The sequence below is a fragment of the Phytohabitans sp. LJ34 genome, assembly GCF_052068095.1.
Taxonomy (GTDB): Bacteria; Actinomycetota; Actinomycetes; order Mycobacteriales; family Micromonosporaceae; genus Phytohabitans.
This window is the reverse complement of sequence record NZ_JBQHDG010000032.1, coordinates 43,626-62,742: the sequence shown is the minus strand read 5'-3', so window position 1 is coordinate 62,742 and position 19,117 is coordinate 43,626. Positions and strand designations below refer to the sequence as shown.

Genomic DNA, 19,117 nt, shown 5'->3' with positions numbered 1-19,117 from the left:
GTCGGCGGAGCCCTCGCTGTCTAGCGTTGACCGGCCGCCGCTGGAAGGAGACCGGGTGCTCGTATTCGTCGCGATCATATTCGGGATAGCCGGTCTGATCCATTTGTACCTGTGGCACCGGCTGGTGCGCGGCACCACCCGCCCCGGCCGGTGGCGGCGGGTGGGAGGGGCGGCGATCGCCGGCGCGCTGGTGCTCCTCATCGCCACGCTGATCCTCGGTGACCGGCTGCCGTCCGGTCTGCGCTGGCTGACCCTGCCCGGTTACGTGTGGCTGGCGCTGATGTTCTACCTGCTGCTCACGCTGCTGCTGCTCGAGCTGCCGGTGCTGGCGGCGCGGTTCGTGACTCGACGGCCGGCCCGGACGGAGCAGCCCGCGGCCGTCCCGGTGCTGGCGGGTGCGGGCGGGTCGGGCGGCGCCATCGACTCGCCGCCGGCAGCCGACGCCGAGCCGGAGCCCGGCCACGATCCGGACCGGCGGCTGCTGCTGCGAAGAGGGGCGGCCATCACGGCCGGGGCGGTCGCCGTGAGCTTCACCGGCTTCGGGGTGAGCCGGGCCTACCGGACGCCGACCGTCAAACGGCACGACATCCCGTTGACCCGCTTGGACCGCCGAGCCGACGGGCTGCGCTTGGCGGTCCTGGCGGACCTCCACGTCGGACCGTTGCTCGGCACCGGCCAGGTGGAGCGCATGGTGGAGATCGTCAACGACCTCGACGCCGACCTGGTCGCGGTGGTCGGCGACGTGGTCACGTCCGAGCCGGGCCGGGTGCGGGAGTCCCTGCTGCCGCTGACCCGGATGCGCGGCCGGCACGGGGTGTACTACGTCACCGGCAACCACGAGTACTACGTCGGCCCGGAGAACTGGACCGAGGCGGCCGCCGAGCTGGACCTGCGCGTGCTGCGCAACGAACGGGTCGAGATCAGTCACCGTGGCGGTGTGCTCGACCTCGCCGGCGTCAACGACATCACCGGCGCGCAGTACGCGGACCCACCGGACTACGCGGCGACGCTCGCCGACCGGGACACGTCCCGCCCGGTGGTGCTGATGGCGCACCAGCCGGTTGCCGTGCACGACGCCGCTCCGTACGGCGTCGACCTGCAACTTTCCGGCCACACCCACGGCGGCCAGATGTTTCCCTTCAACTACCTCGTCGGGCTCCAGCAGCCCGTGGTGTCCGGACTGGGCGAGGTGGACGGGACGCCGGTGTACGTCACCAACGGCGCCGGATTCTGGGGCCCACCGGTCCGGGTCGGCGCCGATCCCGACATCACCCTGCTAACCCTCCGGGCCACCGAAAGGTAGCCGGACGCCGCGGCGGCAGCGCGCCAGACAGCTTTCCCGTCAGGGGATTTGCCCACGTCCGCGCCAGCTGTAGGCCGTTTGCTCCCGCGGGCCGCCGGCTCCGCGGAGAGCGCGCGAAGGTATTGCCGGTTGCTCATAGACGGGACTATGGTCTGCCTAGCAGATCACTGAGTCCATCAGGTGGACCCGCTGGAGCGGACGCACAGCGAGTCGACGAGCATGCCGGCCGCGCGGTGCCATCGCGGCGACACACCTTGTCTCACGACGGAGGGCCACCAGCGATGATCGACCGACGTCAACTGCTTCAGGGAACCGCCGCGTTCGCCGTGACTGCGACGCTGGTCACGGAAACACTCGGGGTGCCGCCGGCCGCGGCCGGCGCGTCAGGTCATGGCGCGGGCGGCCTCGGCGAGGCGCGGCCGCTGGACGGGCGCCCGTTTCCCGCCTACGACTACTCCCGAGCCAACAAGCTGCCGAGGGAGATGAGCGGGTACTGGACGAAGTCGTTCGACGTCGGAGGACAGGCTCGCACCGCGAAGGTCTACATCTCCCCCGAGACGCCGATCCGCTCGTACTACACGGTGGTCGCGGTGCCCGACGGGGTGGACACGGCTGAGTTCCTCCGGAGGTCGTCGTGGGTCGACGTCGCGGACCGGCGGGAGGAAGGCCTGTTCATCCTCGAACCGGGTGCGGGCGGCTGGGGTGACCACGAGGCGGAGACGGCCTACGTCGAGGCGGCGATGGCGTTCTACCAAAGCAATCGCTACTTCTCGATCTTCGGGCTGCACTATCTCGTCGGCTACGGCGCGGGTGCTCCGGCGCTGGAGGCGTGGGCGGTCGCGCATCCGCTGCGGGTCATCAGCCAGGTGTACGTCGACTCCCCCGGCCTGAGCGCCGAGTACCTGGACTCGTACGCGGCGCGGGAGTTCGACGGGGACACCGAGGGCACCTACACCGACGTCGTGTTCCCGGAGGGTTTCGACCTCATCAGGTACGACGAGACAGTGCTGCCGACGTGGTTCGTCCACCCCGAGCCGCGTTCGGTCGGCGCGAGCCTGTCCTACTGGAAGCGCGCCAACGACACCGTCGACGCCGGCACCTCCGACCGGACCCTCGGCACGGTCTACCGGCAGCGGCACCGGTCGGGCCGGTGGATGACGTCGTACGCCGGGCCGATCGCGCGGGTCGCCGTCCAAAAGGGACCGGTCAGCCACCGGAACAAGCCGAGCACGAGCCAGATCGTGGACTTCCTGACGTCGTACACCCGCTACGAGAACTTCTTCGCCTACGGCAACCAGCTCTTCGAACGCGCTGACTACGCCAAGCTGGGTGTGCGGGTGCGGACGATGACCGTCGAAGGGTTCGTCCGGGAGTACCTGGTCCACGTGCCCCGCTCCGCCCGCCGTTTGTGGCGGGACAAGGCACCCGTCGTGTTCGTGTGGCCCGGCAACAGCCAGACCGACAAGGTGTTCTTCGACGCCGCCCAGTGGTGGAAGGTCGCCGAACGTGAGGGGTTCGTCCTCGTCGTCATCTGCGAGCAGTACAGCAACACGTCCATCTCGGTCAGCCACCGCGACTCGCTCGCCTTCTTCCGGCAGCTGCGCGACGTCATGGTGCGCGAGTACCCCGTCGACCCGACGCGGTTCTACTCCACCGGGCAGTCCGCGGGCAGCGCGGTCACCCAAAACCTGGCGATCGCGTTCCCGGAGTACTTCGCCGCGGTCGCGTCCACGTCGTTCACCGCCGCCCCCAGCACGGCCGGCACGATCACCATGGATGGCGTGCAGCACCCGGCCAGCGGGCAGGCGATACCCAACTACCAGATCTACGGCTACGGCGACCTCGGGTTCCTCGCGGGTGGGCTCTGGGACGACGTGGACAACAGCCTCGACGCGTGGGCGCGGTACCACTTGGCGGTCAACGGCCTTGAGCTGTCCGATGTGGACGACCCGGACGGTGAGCGCGGCGGCTGGCACGACCGCTTCCAGACCTGGACGTGGCGCGATCGTGACACCGCCATCCCGGTGCTGAAGCTGACGAAGAACGTCTACCGCTCGCACAACACGATGCCGGAGGAGTCGCCGCTGATGTGGGACTTCCTCAAGCACTACCGGCGCGAGGTCGACCGCCACGGAAACGTGATCCGCTACTACAGCGAGTCCGGCTTCCGCCGTCCCTGGGACAGCGAGCGGCTCTGACCCATGTCCGACTACCGGCTGGCCATCGCGACCGTCTGCCTCTCGGGAACGCTCGAGGACAAGCTCTCGGCCGCCGCGGCGGCGCGCTTTCAGAGCATCGAACTGTTCGACAGCGACCTCATCGCGTCATCGTGGTCACCACGCCGGGTGCGCCAGGAGTGTGCCCGGCGTGGACTGTCGATCGACCTGTATCAGCCGTTCCGCGACGTCGAGGCGGTCCCTCCGGACGTCTTCGCCGCCAACCTCCGGCGCGCGGAACGCACGTTCGACGTACTCGAAGAGCTTGGTGCCAGCACCCTGCTGGTCTGCTCGTCGGTGTCGGCGGACGCGGTGGACGACGACGACCTCGCCGCCGAGCAGTTGCATACCTTGGCCAGCCGGGCCGAGGAGCGCGGACTGCGGATCGCCTACGAGGCCTTGGCCTGGGGCCGGTTCGTCAACACCTACGCGCACGCGTGGCGCATCGTCCGGCGTGCCGGCCACCCGGCGCTCGGCCTGTGCCTGGACAGCTTTCACGTGCTCTCGCGCGGCGACGATCCGGCCGGCATCCGGGTCGTGCCCGGAGCGAAGGTGTTCCACGTGCAGCTGGCGGACGCACCGCGGCTGAGCATGGACGTGGTGGAGTGGAGCCGGCACCATCGCTTGTTTCCCGGGCTCGGCTCGTTCGACCTCACCACCTTCGTCAGCCATGTGCTGGCCACCGGATACGACGGCCCGCTGTCGCTGGAGGTGTTCAACGACGTCTACCGGCAGGCGGACCCCCGGTACGCCGCGATCGACGGCATGCGCTCGCTGCTCGCTTTGCAGGAGGCGGCCGGTGCGTCCGCCGCGCCCGCGGTACGGGAACGGCTTCGGCTGGGCGGTTTGCCACCGGCGCCGGCGCTCGCCGGGCACGTGTTCACCGAGCTCGCCGTCGACGCCGTCTCCGGTCCGGCCACGGCGCGCGCCCTGACCGCGCTCGGGTTCGCGCACACCGGGCAGCACCGTTCCAAGCCGGTGCAGCTGTGGGAGCAGGGCAAGGCCCGGGTGCTGGTGAACTTCGCACCACAGCGGACGGTCACGCCGGGCACGGCGTCGATCTGCGCGCTCGCGGTGGAGAGCGAGGATCCGGCCGGATCGACGCGGCGGGCGGAGCGGTTGCTCGCCCCGGTGCTGCCACGCCTGCGCCAACCGGAGGAGGCGGAGCTCACGTCCGTCGCCGCACCGGACGGGACGGCGGTCTTCCTGGTCCGCACCGGCGCCGACGGTGACAGCTGGCTGGAGGACTTCGTCCCCACCGGCGCGACGGCGCCCGCCCGCGGCGGCGTCACCGACACCGACCACGTCTCGCTGACCGACGCCGTCGACGACTTCGACGAGACCACGCTGTTCTACCGCGCGGTGCTCGGCCTGCGCGCGGGCCAGACGACCGACATCGCCGCGCCTTTCGGCCTGATCCGCGGCCGGGACGCCACCAACTCGGACGGGCGGGTCAGGATCACGCTCCACACCGCGCCGCTGCGCCGCGGCGACTGGGCGCCGGCGATCCCGAACCCGCAGCACGTCGCGTTTCGCACCGACGACGCGATCGCCAGCGCGAAGGCGATGCGCGCACTCGGCGCGTCGATCCTGAAGATCCCGGACAACTACTACGCCGACCTCGACGCCCGTCTCGACCTGCCGCCGGACCTGCTGGCCGCGCTACGGGAGCACTCGATCCTCTACGACCGCGACGAGCACGGCGCATACCTGCACTTCTACACCGAGATGCTCGGCTCGCGCGTGTTCTTCGCGGTCGTGCAACGCGTCGGCGGCTACGCCGGCTACGGCGACCCGAGCGCACCGGTCCGGATGGCCGCCCATCGGGAGCGCCGGCTGATCGCGCTGCGGGACACGCCCGCGTCGCGCCGGGACGAGCGGCACGAGTATTCGCTGGCCCACCTGACCGCGCTGAGCCTGTCGCCGCCGCAGCTCGTCGACGCCGCCGCGGACGCCGGCTACCGGTACGTGGGGCTGCGGCTGACCCGGGTGACGGCGCAGGAGCCGCACTACCCGCTGGCCACCGACCCGGCTTTGATGCGCACCACCAAGGTCCGCCTCGCCGCGACCGGCGTCGAGGTCCTCGACATCGAGCTCGCCCGGATCAGCCCGGACGAGGACCCGAAGGACTTCCTGCGGTTTCTGGAGGCGGGCGCGGAGCTCGGGGCGCGGCACGTCATCACCCAACTACCCGATCCCGACCGGGTGCGCAAAGTCGACAGGTTCGCGCGGCTGTGCGAGATGGCGCGGCCGCTCGGCCTCACGGTCGACCTGGAGTTTCCATCGTGGACGGAGACACCGGACCTGCGCGAGGCGATACGTGTGCTGCGCGGAGCCGACCAGCCCAACGCCGGAATCCTCGTCGACCTGCTGCACTTCGCGCGCTCCGGGTCGAGCGTCGCGGACCTTCGCCAGCTGCCGGCCGAGTGGTTCCATTTCATCCATGTGTGCGACGCGCCGCCCGGGGTGCCCGCGACGAACGAGGGGCTCATCCACACCGCTCGGTTCGAGCGGCTCTTCCCCGGTGAAGGCGGCATCGACGTACACGGCATCCTCGATGCCCTGCCACCCGGTCTGCCGTACGCGCTGGAGATACCGAAAGCGACGCAGGTGGCACAGGTCGGTGGGAAGGAGCATGCCCGCATGGCGATCGCGGCCGCGCGTGAACACCTCGACCGGGCACCGGAGGCGGCCGGGTCAGCGTCCTGAGCTGAGCAGCTCGGCCGAGTGGGCACGCATCGCCTCGGCGTCCGCGGCCTGGCCGGTGAAGAGCTCGAACGCCACGGCGGCCTGGTAGGCGTTCATACCGCCGCCGTGCAGCGTCGACGCGCCGACGGCTCGGGCGGCACGCAGCAGCGCGGTGTCGAACGGCCGGTAGACGATGTCGGCAACCCACAGGTCCTTGCGGAGGTCAGCCTCCGGGACGGGCGATCCCGGGTGGTGTGCCATCCCAACCGGCGTGGTGTTGACGACGCCGTCGGCCGCCGCGAGCGCGGCGGTCAGCTCGCCCGGCTGGCCCGCGGCGACGCGATGTGCGCCGAACTCGGCCGCGAGGGCTTCGGCCAGTCGGGTCGCTTTGGCGAGGTCGAGGTCGACAAGCGTCAGCGTGCCGACGCCGAGCGTCAGCAGGGCGTGCGCGACCGCGCATCCGGCTCCGCCGGCGCCGAGCTGCACGACGCGCTCTCGTGGGGCGCCGGAGAAGTCCTGGGCGAAGCTGCGCGCGAACCCCGGGGCGTCGGTGTTGTAGCCACGGCTGGCATCGGCGTCGAAGACGACGGTGTTGACCGCACCGAGTACCCGGGCGTCGTCCGACAGCTCGTCGAGGTGCGGCACGACGTCCTGCTTGAACGGGTGCGTGACGTTCAGCCCGCGGTATCCGAGCGTGCGGGCCCAGTGCAGCAGGTCGGGCAGGTCACCGGCCGCCAGGCGGCGTTCCGCCGAGTCGATGGTCGTGTAGTGCAGCCGGACTCCCTGGCGGTCGGCCTCCGCCTGGTGTAGCAGGGGTGCGTGTGATCGCTGGATGCCTTCGCCGATCAGTCCGATCAGGACCATGACACCTCCCGGTCGGCGCCGCCTGGGATGGACGTGGAGGGCCGGTCGCGCCGGCCCTCCGGCGGAAAGTCAGGCGGACGCGCGGACGTTCTTGTACAGCTCCAGGTCCGCACCCTTGAAGTAGGTGTTGAAGTACGCCTCGGACTTGCTGATGAACGCCTGGCGGTCGACCTGGTCGATCTCCACCACGGTCCGTCCCGAGTCCGCGCGCCACCCGTCGAGCACCTTCTGGGTCTCGTCGTCGACACACTTGCGGTTTTCGGCGCGGATGTCGCGGACCGCCTTGAACAGTCCGTCCTTCTGGGCCTGGCTCATCTTCTCCAGGGTCTTGTCGGACATGACGACGTAGTGGGTGCCGACCTGGTGGTTGGTCAGGCTGGCGACCTTGAGGATCTCGTCGAACTTCTGCGCGTGGGTGGCGACGACCGGGTTCTCCTGTCCTTGCGCGACGCCCTGTTGGAGAGCCAGGTAGAGCTCCTCGACGGCGATGGCGACGGCGTTCGCGCCGAGCGCCTTGGCGTTGGCCAGAAACTGCGGCGTGTTCGGGAACCTGATCTTCAGACCGGCGAGGTCTTCGGGCTTGCGGATCGGCTTGGTCGCGGTGAACGTGCGCATCCCGAAGTACCACGAGTCCACAATGGTCGTCTTGGTGGCGGCGTTGAACTCCTTGAAGAACTCCTGTCCATTCTGGTCGATCCACTTGAAGAAGTGGTCGACGTCGTTGAACACGTAGGCCGCGTCGAGCACGCCGATCTTCGGGAACGCGGTCGACATCGCGGACCCGCCCTGTAGGTCGATGTCGATGTCGCCGGTCTGGACACTGGCGAAGCGTTCGGCGTCGGGGCCTAGCTGGCTGTTTGGAAACAGGTCGAGGGTGAGGTTGAGGTTCTGCCCTTCGACTCTTTCCTTGAGGAGCTTCATTCCACAGTAGAAGTTGGGCTGTGTCTCGGGTTGGGAGCTCCCGATCTTCAAGGTGAGACGAGGGTTCTCACCTTCAGCGGCGGGCGCGTTGTTCTCCGTGGAGCAGCCGGCGACGAGAACCAGCGGCATGGTGAGGGCGAGCACGGCGACGAGCCGCCGCCGGCTGACCGGTCGTGGATACATGGGCTCCCTCTCCTATCAGGTCAGGGATGGGGTGCGGGGCTGGAGGGTCAGAATCCGAGCAGTCGGGGCAGCCACAACGCGACGGAGGGAAACGCGGTGACCAGGACGAGCACGGCCAGCAACGGGATCAGGAAGGGGACGACCCCGCGAAATACCTCTTCGACCGGTCGACCCGTTACCGAGGCGGTGACGAAGAGGACGCTGCCGACAGGAGGCGTCAGCAGACCGATCATCAGGTTGATGATGATGACGACCCCGAAGTAGATGGGGTCGACGCCGAGGTCGACGGCGATCGGCAGCAGCACCGGCACGGTGACGAGGATGGCGGCGGTCGCGTCGACGACCGTACCGATGACGAGCATGACGACGTTGACCATGAGCATGAAGACCCACGGCTCGTCCGACAACGACGTCACAAGGCCGGCAACGTCTCGGGACACGTGCGCGCGGGTGAGGATCAGACCGAGCAGCGCCGCTGAGCCCAGGATCAGCCCGATCCCGCCGGTGATGGCGGCCGTCTCGCGCAGGGACTGGAGCAGCACCCGGAGCGTCAGCGTGCGGTAGAGCAGGCCGAGCACGAACATCAGGAGCACGGCCACCGACGCCGCCTCGGTCGGCGTGAAGGTGCCCGACAGGATGCCACCGAGCAGGATGACCGGGACGAGGGCTGGGCCGATGGTGCCGATCGCCGCGTCGCGCAACCGCTTGCGGTCGAACGGCACGGAGACGAGATCTGGGCGGCGTGCGGTATAGAAGAAGACGTACACGCAGAGCCCGACCGCCATGAGCAACGCCGGGACGACCGACGCGGCGAAGAGCGCACCGGTGGAGACCGCCGCCGTCGCGGCGTAGATGACGGCGGGGATGCTCGGTGGCATGACCGGGCTGATGAGCGCCGACGACGCCGACAGGCCGGCGGCGAAGCGGTACGGGTAGCCGGCCTTGACCATGTGCGGGACCTCGATCTTGCCAAGTCCCGCGACGTCGGCGAGCGCCGACCCGCTCATCCACGAGAAGCCCACCGCGGTGCCGATGTTGACGTACGCGAGGTTGCCGCGAACCCGGGCGAGCGCGGCGAGGCAGAACTCGTAGAGCCGGTCGGCGATGCCAAGCCGGTTGGCCATGACGCCGACGAGGATGAACAGCGGGACGGCCAGCAGCGGGAAGCTGTTGAGGCCGTCGAAGGTGGTCTTCAGCGCGAACCCGCTGGAGTTTCCGTCGGCGATCGCCCACCACAGGCACGGGCCGATGAAGGCGAGCCCGACCGGCACGCGGATGAGCAGCAGCAGGGTGATGAGGGCGCCGACCATCCAGAGTTCGAGAATCATCGAACCTCCGCCGCGTCGAAAACCGGATCCGGGTGGCCGGCCTGGAAGATGCGCACGATCGCCCGCACAGCGCCGGAGAGGAAGCCGACCAACGGAAACGCGTACAGGATCCAGATCGGGATTTCGAGAGCCGCCGTGCGCCGGTTGGGATACGCCTGGATCAACGCGATCGCCTCCCACACCAGCAGCGCGCAGATCACCGCGGTGCACGCCGCCGACACGGCCTTGACGACCGTCCGGGCCCGACCCTTGGCCACGTAGTCGATGACCTGGATGGTGATGTGGCCGTTGTTGCCGATGAGATAGCCGACCATGACGAACGTCAGGATGATCAGCGAGTAGTTGGCTATCTCGCCCACCTCCGGCCAGTTGAGGGCCGGCACGTACCTGCTGATCACCTGCCAGAGCACGCTGAGGAAGATGGCCACGACCGCGGCGCAGGCGATCGCCAACTCCACCGACGCCCAGGCGCGCAGCAGCCGCGGCTCGGGCCGCCGAGGGACCTGCTCGGCGGCGTCGGCCGCCGAGAGGTCTGTGGCGACAACTTGCTCGCCGGTCATCAGCGACCACTCCCCTTCAAGGTAGACCACTAGCCGGACCGAATGGGCCATCTAGCGGACTGCGTGCTAACGTACGGGTGCCAGCCGCTTCTGGCAAGCTTTCGAGTCCGGACCGTTACGGATGTGTGAAACGCGCGGCCGGGTAGGAGAATCGCGGTGACGCGTGGTTCGATGGTTCGCTCGGCACCATCCACCGGTCGGCGAGGAGAGTGGGAGAGCGTGGAGGCGCGCACCAGGCGAGGTGCCCCGGCGGCGGAGGCCGCCGACGCGCAGGGCGTGCGGAGTGTGCAACGCGCGTTGGACATCCTCGGCCTGCTCACCGAGGATCGACCGGCCATCTCGATCCGCGAGATCGTGGAGGCGACCGGCCTGGCGAAGACCACCGTGCTGCGGATGCTGTCCACATTGGAGCAGAGCGGCCTGCTCTGGGCGACCGCCAACGGATACATGGCCGGGCCCGGGCTTTGGCGGTGGGCACACCTGGTGCAGCGCTCGTGGGAGCTGCCGCCGGACACGCAGCGCAGCATGCGCGAGCTTGCCGCCCGCCAGCGCGAGACCGTCAACGTCTACGTCGTCCGCGACGTCTACCGGGTGTGCATCGCCCAGCAGGAGGGCCCCCAGCCCCTGCGGCACGTCGTCCACGTCGGCGACGAGCTGCCGATGTGGGCAGGCGCCTCGGCGAAGATCCTCCTGCGCGATGCGAGCCCCGCCCTGCTGGACCGGATCGCCCGCAGCTCGCCCTACGGTCCGAAGCACGTCAAGCGGCTGCGCGAGTGGATCGACGGCGCCGCGGTGAAGGGCTACGCCGAAAGCCACGGCGAGCGCGAGGAGGGCCTGTCCGCCGTCGCCGCCCCGATCATCGGCGGATCCGGGCGGGTCATCGCCGCACTGGGGCTCAGCGGCCCGACGGTCCGTTTCACCGAGACCCGGGTGGCCGAGTTCGCCGCCGACCTCATGCGGATGGCCCGCCAGATGTCCGAGCGCGGGTTCACCCACCCCTTTGGCGCCGCCAGCTAGCGCGGCGTTCAAGTCCGAAAAGCACAAGGTTTGTCACCTCCGGCCGTGCGGACCGGTGAAGATGCTGGCGACGGTAGTTGTTATACGAACTGGTACGTTAGTTAGCCAGCCGTTGGCGGGAAAGTCAAGGGCCGTGGCAAGCTCGGTCACGCCGCGCCGGCTGGACATCGGAGGACGTGATGGCAGAAACTCGGGCGCCGGCCGCTGAGGGACGCGTGCGGGACAGCGTGCGGACGCGCGAGGAGATCCTCGACGTCGCCACATCGCAGTTCGCCGCGCACGGCTACCACGGCTCCCGGGTCGACGAGATCGCCGCCCTGACGCGCACGACCAAGCGGATGATCTACTACCACTTCGGCGGCAAGAAGCAGCTCTACATCGCCGTCCTCGAACGGGCCTACGCCCGGATCCGGGCGGCCGAGCGCGAGGTCAGCGTGGACAACCTCGACGCGGTCACGGCGCTGCGCCGGGTCGCCGAGGTCACCTTCGACCACCACGGCGCCCATCCTGAGTTCATCCGGCTGGTCAGCATCGAAAACATCCACAACGCCGAGCACGTCAAGGAACTGGTCAAGCTGGTCGACCTCAGCGGCCCGGTAATCTCCATGCTGGAGGGCATCCTGCGCCGCGGCCGGTCGGAGGGCCTTTTCCGCGCGGACGTCGACGCGGTCGACGTACACATGATGATCAGCGCGTTCTGCGTATTCCACGTCGCCAACCGGCACACGTTCGGCGCCATCTTCGGCCGCGACCTGCTCGACCCGTCGCGCCGCGACTACTACCGGACGATGTGCGGTGACATGGTCGCGCGCTACCTCGCCGCCTAGAGCTTCGGCGTCAGGTGGCGGGCCGTCCCGCGGAGCTGGCAGTGGACGGCCGGGGATTTCGGCTCGCCCTGGCGAGCCGCCGGCCGGGAGCGGTGCCCGCGGGAGCATACGGTCCGCAGCTGACGCGAAGGCGGGAAAATCTGCCTCGAAGTAACGACACGACGGACGGCGACCCCGACCCCGAAGGTCTCTAGTCGCCGGCGAGGTCCACCGGCGTGCCGATCCGGGACGACGCGTAGATCGCCTCGATGATTTGAAGAGACCGGACCGCGTCCACCCCGGTCACCGCCGGCTCGCGGTCGTGGGTGACGGCGTCGACGAAGTCGCTGATCTGCCTGGCGTGGTATGGCGCCAGGTGGTCGTGGACCTCGGCGAGCGGCAGGTCCGGCGTGCCGGCCTGGAGCCGGCCGGTCTGCGACGTCTCCTCGCCCGGGACGGTCGAGATGTCGGTGAAGCCGACGCCTTCCGGAAACTCCGTCACGCCGGCGGTGCGTCCGCGTGCGTCGCTGATCCAGACCTGCCCGCCCAGTCCGGGCCGGAACGTCGTGCCGGCCTGGATGGTGGCCAGCGCACCGGAGGTGAACTCGACGACCGCCGCCGCGGTGTCCTCCACCTCGATGAGGTCGCGGTGCACGAGTGTGGCGCAGCGGCCGGTGACCCGCCGGACCGGGCCCATGAACCATTGCAGAAGGTCGATGTGATGGATCGCCTGCGTCATGAGGACGCCGCCGCCCTCGGTGGCCAGGCGCCCACGCCACGGTTCGGCGTAGTAGTCGGCGTCGCGGTTGAGCCGGACCACGACGCCGCCGCAGATGGGCGTGGCTAGCCGGCCGTCGTCGATGGCTCGGCGGATCTGTGCCGCGGCCGGCCAGAAGCGGCGCTGGAACAGCACGCCGAACCGGACCCGGGCCGCGCGGGTCGCGGCGATCATCCGCTGGGCCTGCGCGACGGTGAGGGCGACAGGTTTCTCGCAGAGAACGTGCGTGCGGTGCCGGGCCGCCGCCAGGACGCCCTCCTCGTGGGCGGCGTGCGGGGTGCAGACGGTGACCGCGTCCAGGCCCGTGGCGAGCATCTGGTCCGCGTCCTGGTAGGCGTGCGGGACGCCGTGGGTGGCGGCGAATGCACGTGCGCGTCCGATGTCGACGTCGACGACCGCGACCACCTTGACGCCGGCGATGTCGCGCAGGGCGGTTACGTGACTTCGCGCGATCTTCCCGCAACCGATGACGCCGATCCTCATGCCGGCGGGCCGCCCGGCAATCCTTCGAGACCGCGCAGGGCCAGCTCGTACACGTCCGCGCCGAACCCGGCCAGGAATCCGCCGGCCGCGCGGGCGGTCACCAGCCCGTCGTGGTAGGTCGCCTCCCGGCTGAAGATGTTAGTGAGGTGGACCTCGATGACCGGTTGCTCGAGTATCCGGAGCGCGTCGTGCAGGGCGACCGACCGGGTGGACAGCCCGGCGGGGTTGACGATGACCGCGGCCGCCTCGTCGTACGCCTGGTGCAGCCAGTCGATCAGCTGGCCCTCGGCGTTCGACTGCGCGAAGAACAGGTCGAAGTCGAGTTCGGCGGCCAGCGTCCGGCACCGTTTTTCGATCTCGGCCAGGGTGACCGTCCCGTACACCCGTGGCTCGCGGCGGCCGAGCATGTCGAGGTTGGGACCGTTGAGGATGAACACGCGGCGGGCCACTAGTAGACCTCGATCTTGCCGGTCGACCTGGGGCTGGCCGGGTCGTTGAAGAAGTACTCGCCGGCGTGGGCGAACGTGTACTGGAACGACTCACCGGGCGCGAGGCGGACGTCGAAGAGGCCCTCGAAGAACTGGGTGACACCGCGTTCGCCGGTGTTGCCTTGATGGTTGGTGAACGTGACCGTGGTGCCGGCGGGGACCCGCAGGTGGGTGGGGGCCATGCCGGCGACCGCGAACGACTCGGTGGTCCCGATCTGCCCGGTGGCGGCGTTGTAGGTGCGTCCGACGACCACGGTGTTGGCGACCGCGGCGCCGTCGACCGGGCCGCCGGAGACCGGCCGGCGGATCACCGGGGGCGGCGGGGTGGGCGCCGGGCCGAGGTCGCCGTCGAGCTCGAAGGCCCAGAGGAAGTCGCCACGCGGGGCCGAGTTGCCGTACGGGATGTTCGTCCCGCCGGCGTACACGGCCAGGTACTCCTTGCCGCCGGCCCGGTACATGATCGGGCTGGAGCTGATCGCGGCCCCGGTCTGAAAGCGCCACAGCTCGCGGCCCGTGCGGGCGTCCATCGCGAGCAGGTTGCCGTCCGGCTGGCCGATGAACATCAGGTCGGTCTCGGTGGTGAGGATGCCGTTGCCGTGCGCCAGCGAGTAGGGCATGCGCCGCTTCCACCTGACCCGGTTGGTGCTGACGTCGACGGCGACGACGCCGCCGGTCTGGTACTCCCCCGGCGGTCGCAGGCCGTTGCTGCTCTCGGTCAGCGAGTGCGCCGCGGCGACGTACCCGAAGCCGGTGTAGACCAGGCCGGTGCGGTGGCTGAAGGACAGGTGCGACCAGTCCGCGCCGCCGCCGTGGCCGGGGATGGACAGGATCGGCACGTCCCAGTGCGGGTCGTAGAGCGCGCCCTGTACGTAGTTGGGCACGGCCCGGTTGGGGTCGCCGGGCACGGAGGTCCCCAGCGGCTGGTCCACGACGCGTTGCTCGGTCCAGCCGCCCTGCACCGGAAACGGCTGGGTCGGCCAGGTCTTCTGGCGCGGCTCCTGCGGCACCGGCCGCTCGACGACGCCCAGCGGAGCGGTGCCGTCGACCCGGTCGAGGATGAAGTACATGCCGGACTTGCTGCCGTAGACGACCACCTTGCGCCGCCGGCCGCGGATCGTGACGTCGGCGAGCACCGGCGCCATCACGTTGTCCATGTCCCAGATGTCGTGGTGTACCGACTGGAAGTGCCACCGGTAGGCGCCGGTGCGCATGTCCAGCGCCACGAGCGAGTTGGCGAACAGGTTCTGCCCGCCGCGCGCGGAGCCGTCCTGCGAGGAGTTGTAGCCGCGGGCGTTGCCGAACGTCCAGTACGTCAGCCCGAGCTCGGGGTCGACGGCCGGGTGGATCCACGGCGTGGCGCCGCCCTCCGTCCAGGAGTCGCCCTCCCACGTGTCGTTGCCGAACTCGCCCGGCCCGGGTGTGCCCCAGAAATGCCACAGCAAGGCGCCGTCGCGGGCGTCGAGCGCCACGGCGGCACCGCGCGGGCCGTCGTTGGTGCCGCAGAACAGCATGCCGTCGCAGTAGACGACGGCGACCTTCTCGATGTTGCCGAAGCCGTCGACCTGACGCTCCCACAGGACCTGGCCGGTTTCCTGGTCCAGTGCGATGACGTAGTTTTCGTTCGACTTGGTGAACACCTTGCCGTCGCCGACCGCCACACCTCGGCGGACCAGCGTGCCGCGCGTCTGCTCGAAGCGCCATTTCGTCTGGCCGGTGGCGCCGTCGACGGCGACGACGTTGCCGAGCGCGGACTCGATGTAGATGGTCCCGTCGACCGCGACCGCGGTGCTCTCGTTGTTGCCGGTGGTGATCCCGCCCTCGATGCGGTTGAGCCACGCGCCTCGCAGCCGGCGCACGTTGCCGGGGTTGACGCGCCGAAGCGAGGTGTAGTTCTGGTTCCCCAGGTTGCCGCCGACCTTGGGGAAGTCCTTGTCGCCGGGGGTGTCGAAGCGGCGCAGGTCCGCGGCGCCGGGTCCGCGCCCGCCCGCGGTGGCGGGTGTCGCGGCGGCGGCGGGGGCGGCGGTCGTGGCGACGGCCGCCGCCGCGGCGCCTTTGAGCAGGTTTCTCCGGTCGATGTATGCCATGGGGTCACCTCGATGCGTGGGGGGAAGAAAGCGCTCAGTCGAAGACGCCCTGGTAGATATCCTTGATGTTCCAGTGGCCCGGGGTCGGGACGGGCTCGTTGACCATCGGCACGTCGAGGACCGCCGGGCGGCGGGCCGCGACGGCGGCACGCAGCGCCTCGCCGAGGGCGCCGGCACTGTCCACTGTGTAGCCGTCCGCGCCGCAGGCCCGGCCGTACGCGGCGAAGTCCGGGCTGTACGGCAGGCCGTCCGGGCCGAGGAAGTCGCAGCCGTAGCTGCGGCCGAAGTTCGCCGCCTGCAAGTCGGAAATGGTGCCGTGCGAGCGGTTGTTCATCACGACGAAGATCACCGGCGCGCCCTGCTCGACGGCCATCGGCACGGCGGGCAGCTGGGCGCCCATACCGCCGTCGCCGATCAGGGCGACCACGGTGCGGTCGGGCTGGGCGATCTGTACGCCGACCGCCGCGGCCGGGCCGAAGCCCATCGTCGAGGCGCCGCCCGGGGTGATGAAGCGACCCTGCTCGGGTAGCTCGTAGCACTGGGCGACGCCGTTCTTGTTCCATCCCACGTCGGTGACGAGGATGGCGTCGGGCGGGAGGATGGCCCGCAGGTCGGTGAGGATCCGTTCGGGCCGCAGCGGAAACTGGGTGCTGGTGCCGCGTTCCCGGCTCTCGGTGAAGAGGGTGCGGCGGGTCGCGGTAACGGTCTCGCGCAGTCCGGGCCGCGGGCGCGGCGTGGCCTGTCGGTCGCGGACCGCCGCGTCGATCGCCCGCACGGCGTCGGCCACGTCGGCGACCGCGCCGACGGTGACCGGGAAGTTGCGGCCGATCTCGGCCGGGTCGATGTCGATCTGGATGAGCCGTCCGGGTGGAAACTGCCACGTGTACCGGCGGTCCCAGGAGCTTGCGTCGGTCTCGGCGAAGCGGGTGGCCAGCGCCAGCACGACGTCGGCCTCGCGGGTGTACCGGTTGGTCAGCTCCAGCCCCCAGAACCCGGGCATGCCCAGCAGCAGCGGATGGCAGTCCGGCAGCGTGCCCTTGGCCATCAGCGAGTGCGCGACCGGGATGTCGAGGTGCTCGACCAGCGAGCGCAGTGCGTCGAGGCCGGGGCCGCGGCGCAAGCCGCCACCGAGGTACACGAGTGGTCGTTCCGCGGCGACGAGCAGGTCGGCGATCCGTCCCGCCACGTCGGCGGGGAGGGCGGGCCGCTCCGGGGTCGCGAGCGGGAAACCGGCGGCGGTGTCCCGCGGCACCGGACGCGAGAAGTGGTCCATCGGCACGCTCAGCAGCACCGCGCCGGGCCGCCCGGAGGTCGCGGTCCAGAACGCCCGCTCGGTGAACCGCGCCAGGTCGGCGACCCGGTGCACCTGCCAGGCCCGCTTCACGAACGGCCGGTAGATCGCGGCCTGGTCACCGTCGGCGTGCAGGTTCACCTCCTGGTGCGGGTGCCGTCCCCGGTAGTACGACGGGATGTCGCCGGTGATCGCCACCAGCGGCACCGAGTCGAGCGCGGCGGTCATGACGCCGGTGACCGCGTTGGTCATGCCGGGGCCGACGTGCAGCAGCACGACGCCCGGTTTGCCGGTGGCGCGGGCGTACCCGTCGGCGGCGTGCGCGGCGGCCTGCTCGTGGCGGGCGATGACGAAGCGGATCGTGCTGCGGCTCATCGCGTCCAGCAGGGCGATGTTGGTGTGGCCGCAGGTGCCGAAGACGTACTCCACGCCGTACGACTCCAACTGGGCGACCATCGCCTCGGCCGCGGTGACCGTGTCGTCGGGGCTCATCGACTGCCTTCCTGGTCGCCGAACAGAGATATGCCGCGCAGCATGAGCGTCTTGACGACGGTGTAGTCGTCGATCATCCAGCGGGGTGACTCGCGGCCGAAGCCGGAGTCCTTGACGCCGCCGAACGGCACGTGGTCGAGCCGGAAGTTCGACGAGCCGTTGACCACCAGGCCGCCGACCTCCAGCTCGCGCCAGGCCGTCACGATCCGCCGGACGTCGTTGGTGAACAGGCCCGCCTGAAGGCCGTACCGGCTGTCGTTGCAGGTGGCCACGACGTCGTCGAAGTCGTCGTAGGGCAGCACGCTGACCGCCGCGCCGAACACCTCGTCCCGGATCAGGCGGGCATCCGCAGGTGGGGACGCGACGACCGTCGGTGCGACGGTGGCGCCGTCGCGGTGACCGCCGGTCGTGACCGTGGCGCCCGCGGCGGCGGCCGCGCCCACCCATTCGACGATGCGTGCGGCCGCGTCGTCGTCGACCATGGAGCCGACGTCGGTGGCCGGATCGAGCGGATCTCCCACGGTCAGCTTCTCCACCTCGCCGGTGAAGGATTCGAGGAACTGCTCGTAGCGGTCGCGGTGCACGTAGACCCGCTGCACGGAGATGCAGCTCTGGCCGGAGTTGCTGTAGCCGGTGGCGGCGCAGATCCGTGCGGCCAGGCCGACGTCGGCGTCCTCGCACACGATCGTGGCGGCGTTGCCGCCGAGCTCCAGGACGAGCCGCTTCGCGCCGGCCGCGCGGGCCACCGCCGCCCCGGTCGCCACGCTGCCGGTGAAGCTGATCACGCCGACCTCCGGCGCGGCGCACAACGCCGCCCCCAGCCGGCCGTCACCGTGCAGCACCTGGACCGCCTCCGGCGGCATCCCCGCCTCGAGAAGCAGCGCGACGAGCGCGGCCGAGGCGGCCGGGGCCTGCGGCGGTGGCTTGACGATCGTCGTGTTGCCGGCCGCGAACGACGCCGCCAGCTTGTGCGCCAGCAGGTTGGCCGGTGCGTTGAACGGCGTGATCGCCAACGCCACCCCCACCGGTGCGTGGTGCGTGAACGCGGTGTTTCCCACTCCCCTGGCCCAGCCTGCGACCGGCAGCACCTCGCCGCCGATCCGGCGGGCTTCGGCGGCGGAGACCGCGAACGTGTCGGCCACCCGGTCGATCTCGCCCCGCCCGTCCTTGAGCGGCTTGCCGAGCTCCAGTGCCAAAAGGCGGGCCAGTCCCTCCCGCCCTTCGACGGCGGCGACGGCCGCCCGCTCCAGCACCTCGGCGCGCGCCGCCGGCGACATCCGGGCGACCGCCTTGGCGCCACGTCGCGCGTACGCCAAGGCCGCCCGCACATCGCTGTCGTCCGCCTGCCGGGCTGTGCTCACCACCCGGCGCACCCACGGACCAACCCGGTCGAGCCGCGTCCCGCCGGTCCGCCAGTCGCCCGCCACGAGGCAGCCGACCTCGACGAGCTCGGCCGAGTTGTCGGGCATCACCGCTCCCTTGCCTGAACCACTAAGCGGCCCATCTGGACCGTTGTACGGACTAGGTGTAACGTACGGGCGGCGAGGTCGCCTGGCAATAGCTGGTTCCGAAGCCGTTACGGCGACATGAAGCCACGCCCGCCGACGACCGAGGG

At 70.3% G+C, this 19,117-nt stretch carries 14 protein-coding genes; 5 read left to right on the top strand and 9 right to left on the bottom strand.

Annotation, left to right across the window (positions count from 1 at the left end; translation table 11 throughout):
- Nucleotides 1-55 precede the first annotated feature (55 nt).
- From ACTMTJ_RS40640 to ACTMTJ_RS40630, 3 genes are all read left to right on the top strand, one after another.
- Nucleotides 56-1,303 carry a metallophosphoesterase gene (locus ACTMTJ_RS40640; RefSeq protein ID WP_441224095.1) on the top strand — a complete coding sequence of 416 codons (1,248 nt, stop codon included), beginning with the start codon at nt 56-58 and terminating at the stop codon, nt 1,301-1,303.
- Between the two features lie 281 nt (nt 1,304-1,584).
- Nucleotides 1,585-3,501 (top strand): hypothetical protein, encoded by a 1,917-nt coding sequence (locus ACTMTJ_RS40635; RefSeq protein ID WP_441224094.1) that lies wholly within the window; start codon nt 1,585-1,587, stop codon nt 3,499-3,501.
- 3 nt (nt 3,502-3,504) lie between these two features.
- Complete coding sequence (locus tag ACTMTJ_RS40630) at nt 3,505-6,228, top strand: TIM barrel protein (protein ID WP_441224093.1); 2,724 nt, start codon at nt 3,505-3,507, stop codon at nt 6,226-6,228.
- Here ACTMTJ_RS40630 and ACTMTJ_RS40625 read toward each other — a convergent pair.
- The 4 genes from ACTMTJ_RS40625 to ACTMTJ_RS40610 form a co-directional block, all read right to left on the bottom strand.
- Complete coding sequence (locus tag ACTMTJ_RS40625) at nt 6,217-7,071, bottom strand: shikimate dehydrogenase (protein ID WP_441224092.1); 855 nt, start codon at nt 7,069-7,071, stop codon at nt 6,217-6,219. The two genes, ACTMTJ_RS40630 and ACTMTJ_RS40625, sit on opposite strands and share 12 nt — an antisense overlap.
- A gap of 69 nt (nt 7,072-7,140) precedes the next feature.
- The gene (locus ACTMTJ_RS40620) at nt 7,141-8,175 is read right to left on the bottom strand and encodes a DctP family TRAP transporter solute-binding subunit (RefSeq protein WP_441224091.1); all 1,035 of its coding nucleotides are present in this window, start codon (nt 8,173-8,175) and stop codon (nt 7,141-7,143) included.
- Between the two features lie 47 nt (nt 8,176-8,222).
- Entirely contained in the window at nt 8,223-9,503 is a 1,281-nt protein-coding gene (locus tag ACTMTJ_RS40615) for a TRAP transporter large permease (protein ID WP_441224090.1), read from the bottom strand.
- A complete protein-coding gene (locus ACTMTJ_RS40610) occupies nt 9,500-10,063 on the bottom strand; it encodes a TRAP transporter small permease (protein WP_441224089.1) in 564 nt (187 codons plus the stop codon). Before ACTMTJ_RS40610 ends, ACTMTJ_RS40615 begins: the two co-directional genes overlap by 4 nt.
- A 219-nt stretch (nt 10,064-10,282) precedes the next feature.
- Here ACTMTJ_RS40610 and ACTMTJ_RS40605 point away from each other — a divergent pair, with 219 nt between their 5' ends.
- Nucleotides 10,283-11,080, top strand: coding sequence for an IclR family transcriptional regulator (locus ACTMTJ_RS40605; protein WP_441224088.1), 798 nt, complete (start codon nt 10,283-10,285; stop codon nt 11,078-11,080).
- A 179-nt stretch (nt 11,081-11,259) separates the two neighbouring features.
- A complete protein-coding gene (locus tag ACTMTJ_RS40600) occupies nt 11,260-11,907 on the top strand; it encodes a TetR/AcrR family transcriptional regulator (protein WP_441224087.1) in 648 nt (215 codons plus the stop codon).
- A gap of 190 nt (nt 11,908-12,097) precedes the next feature.
- Here the strand turns inward: ACTMTJ_RS40600 and ACTMTJ_RS40595 are convergent, their stop codons facing one another.
- Genes ACTMTJ_RS40595 through ACTMTJ_RS40575 form a run of 5 tightly spaced genes read right to left on the bottom strand, consistent with a single transcriptional unit; the run spans nt 12,098 to nt 18,971 of the window.
- Nucleotides 12,098-13,147 carry a Gfo/Idh/MocA family protein gene (locus tag ACTMTJ_RS40595; RefSeq protein WP_441224086.1) on the bottom strand — a complete coding sequence of 350 codons (1,050 nt, stop codon included), beginning with the start codon at nt 13,145-13,147 and terminating at the stop codon, nt 12,098-12,100.
- On the bottom strand, nt 13,144-13,596 hold the full coding sequence (locus tag ACTMTJ_RS40590; protein WP_441224085.1) for a type II 3-dehydroquinate dehydratase: 453 nt from the start codon (nt 13,594-13,596) through the stop codon (nt 13,144-13,146). Before ACTMTJ_RS40590 ends, ACTMTJ_RS40595 begins: the two co-directional genes overlap by 4 nt.
- Nucleotides 13,596-15,719 (bottom strand): outer membrane protein assembly factor BamB family protein, encoded by a 2,124-nt coding sequence (locus ACTMTJ_RS40585; RefSeq protein ID WP_441224084.1) that lies wholly within the window; start codon nt 15,717-15,719, stop codon nt 13,596-13,598. Before ACTMTJ_RS40585 ends, ACTMTJ_RS40590 begins: the two co-directional genes overlap by 1 nt.
- A 34-nt stretch (nt 15,720-15,753) precedes the next feature.
- Nucleotides 15,754-17,502: a thiamine pyrophosphate-binding protein gene (locus tag ACTMTJ_RS40580; protein WP_441224083.1), complete on the bottom strand. Its 1,749-nt coding sequence runs from the start codon at nt 17,500-17,502 to the stop codon at nt 15,754-15,756.
- The gene (locus ACTMTJ_RS40575; protein WP_441224082.1) at nt 17,499-18,971 is read right to left on the bottom strand and encodes an aldehyde dehydrogenase family protein; all 1,473 of its coding nucleotides are present in this window, start codon (nt 18,969-18,971) and stop codon (nt 17,499-17,501) included. The genes ACTMTJ_RS40580 and ACTMTJ_RS40575 overlap by 4 nt, the downstream gene beginning before the upstream one ends.
- Nucleotides 18,972-19,117 lie beyond the last annotated feature (146 nt).

Excerpts from the sequence above, each read along its gene's own strand:
- ACTMTJ_RS40585 (WP_441224084.1), bottom strand. The coding sequence starts at position 15,719 with ATGGCATACATCGACCGGAGAAACCTGCTCAAAGGCGCCGCGGCGGCG.
- ACTMTJ_RS40620 (WP_441224091.1), bottom strand. The coding sequence starts at position 8,175 with ATGTATCCACGACCGGTCAGCCGGCGGCGGCTCGTCGCCGTGCTCGCC.
- ACTMTJ_RS40615 (WP_441224090.1), bottom strand. The coding sequence starts at position 9,503 with ATGATTCTCGAACTCTGGATGGTCGGCGCCCTCATCACCCTGCTGCTG.
- ACTMTJ_RS40630 (WP_441224093.1), top strand. The coding sequence starts at position 3,505 with ATGTCCGACTACCGGCTGGCCATCGCGACCGTCTGCCTCTCGGGAACG.
- ACTMTJ_RS40625 (WP_441224092.1), bottom strand. The coding sequence starts at position 7,071 with ATGGTCCTGATCGGACTGATCGGCGAAGGCATCCAGCGATCACACGCA.
- ACTMTJ_RS40635 (WP_441224094.1), top strand. The coding sequence starts at position 1,585 with ATGATCGACCGACGTCAACTGCTTCAGGGAACCGCCGCGTTCGCCGTG.
- ACTMTJ_RS40610 (WP_441224089.1), bottom strand. The coding sequence starts at position 10,063 with ATGACCGGCGAGCAAGTTGTCGCCACAGACCTCTCGGCGGCCGACGCC.
- ACTMTJ_RS40580 (WP_441224083.1), bottom strand. The coding sequence starts at position 17,502 with ATGAGCCCCGACGACACGGTCACCGCGGCCGAGGCGATGGTCGCCCAG.
- ACTMTJ_RS40600 (WP_441224087.1), top strand. The coding sequence starts at position 11,260 with ATGGCAGAAACTCGGGCGCCGGCCGCTGAGGGACGCGTGCGGGACAGC.
- ACTMTJ_RS40595 (WP_441224086.1), bottom strand. The coding sequence starts at position 13,147 with ATGAGGATCGGCGTCATCGGTTGCGGGAAGATCGCGCGAAGTCACGTA.
- ACTMTJ_RS40575 (WP_441224082.1), bottom strand. The coding sequence starts at position 18,971 with ATGCCCGACAACTCGGCCGAGCTCGTCGAGGTCGGCTGCCTCGTGGCG.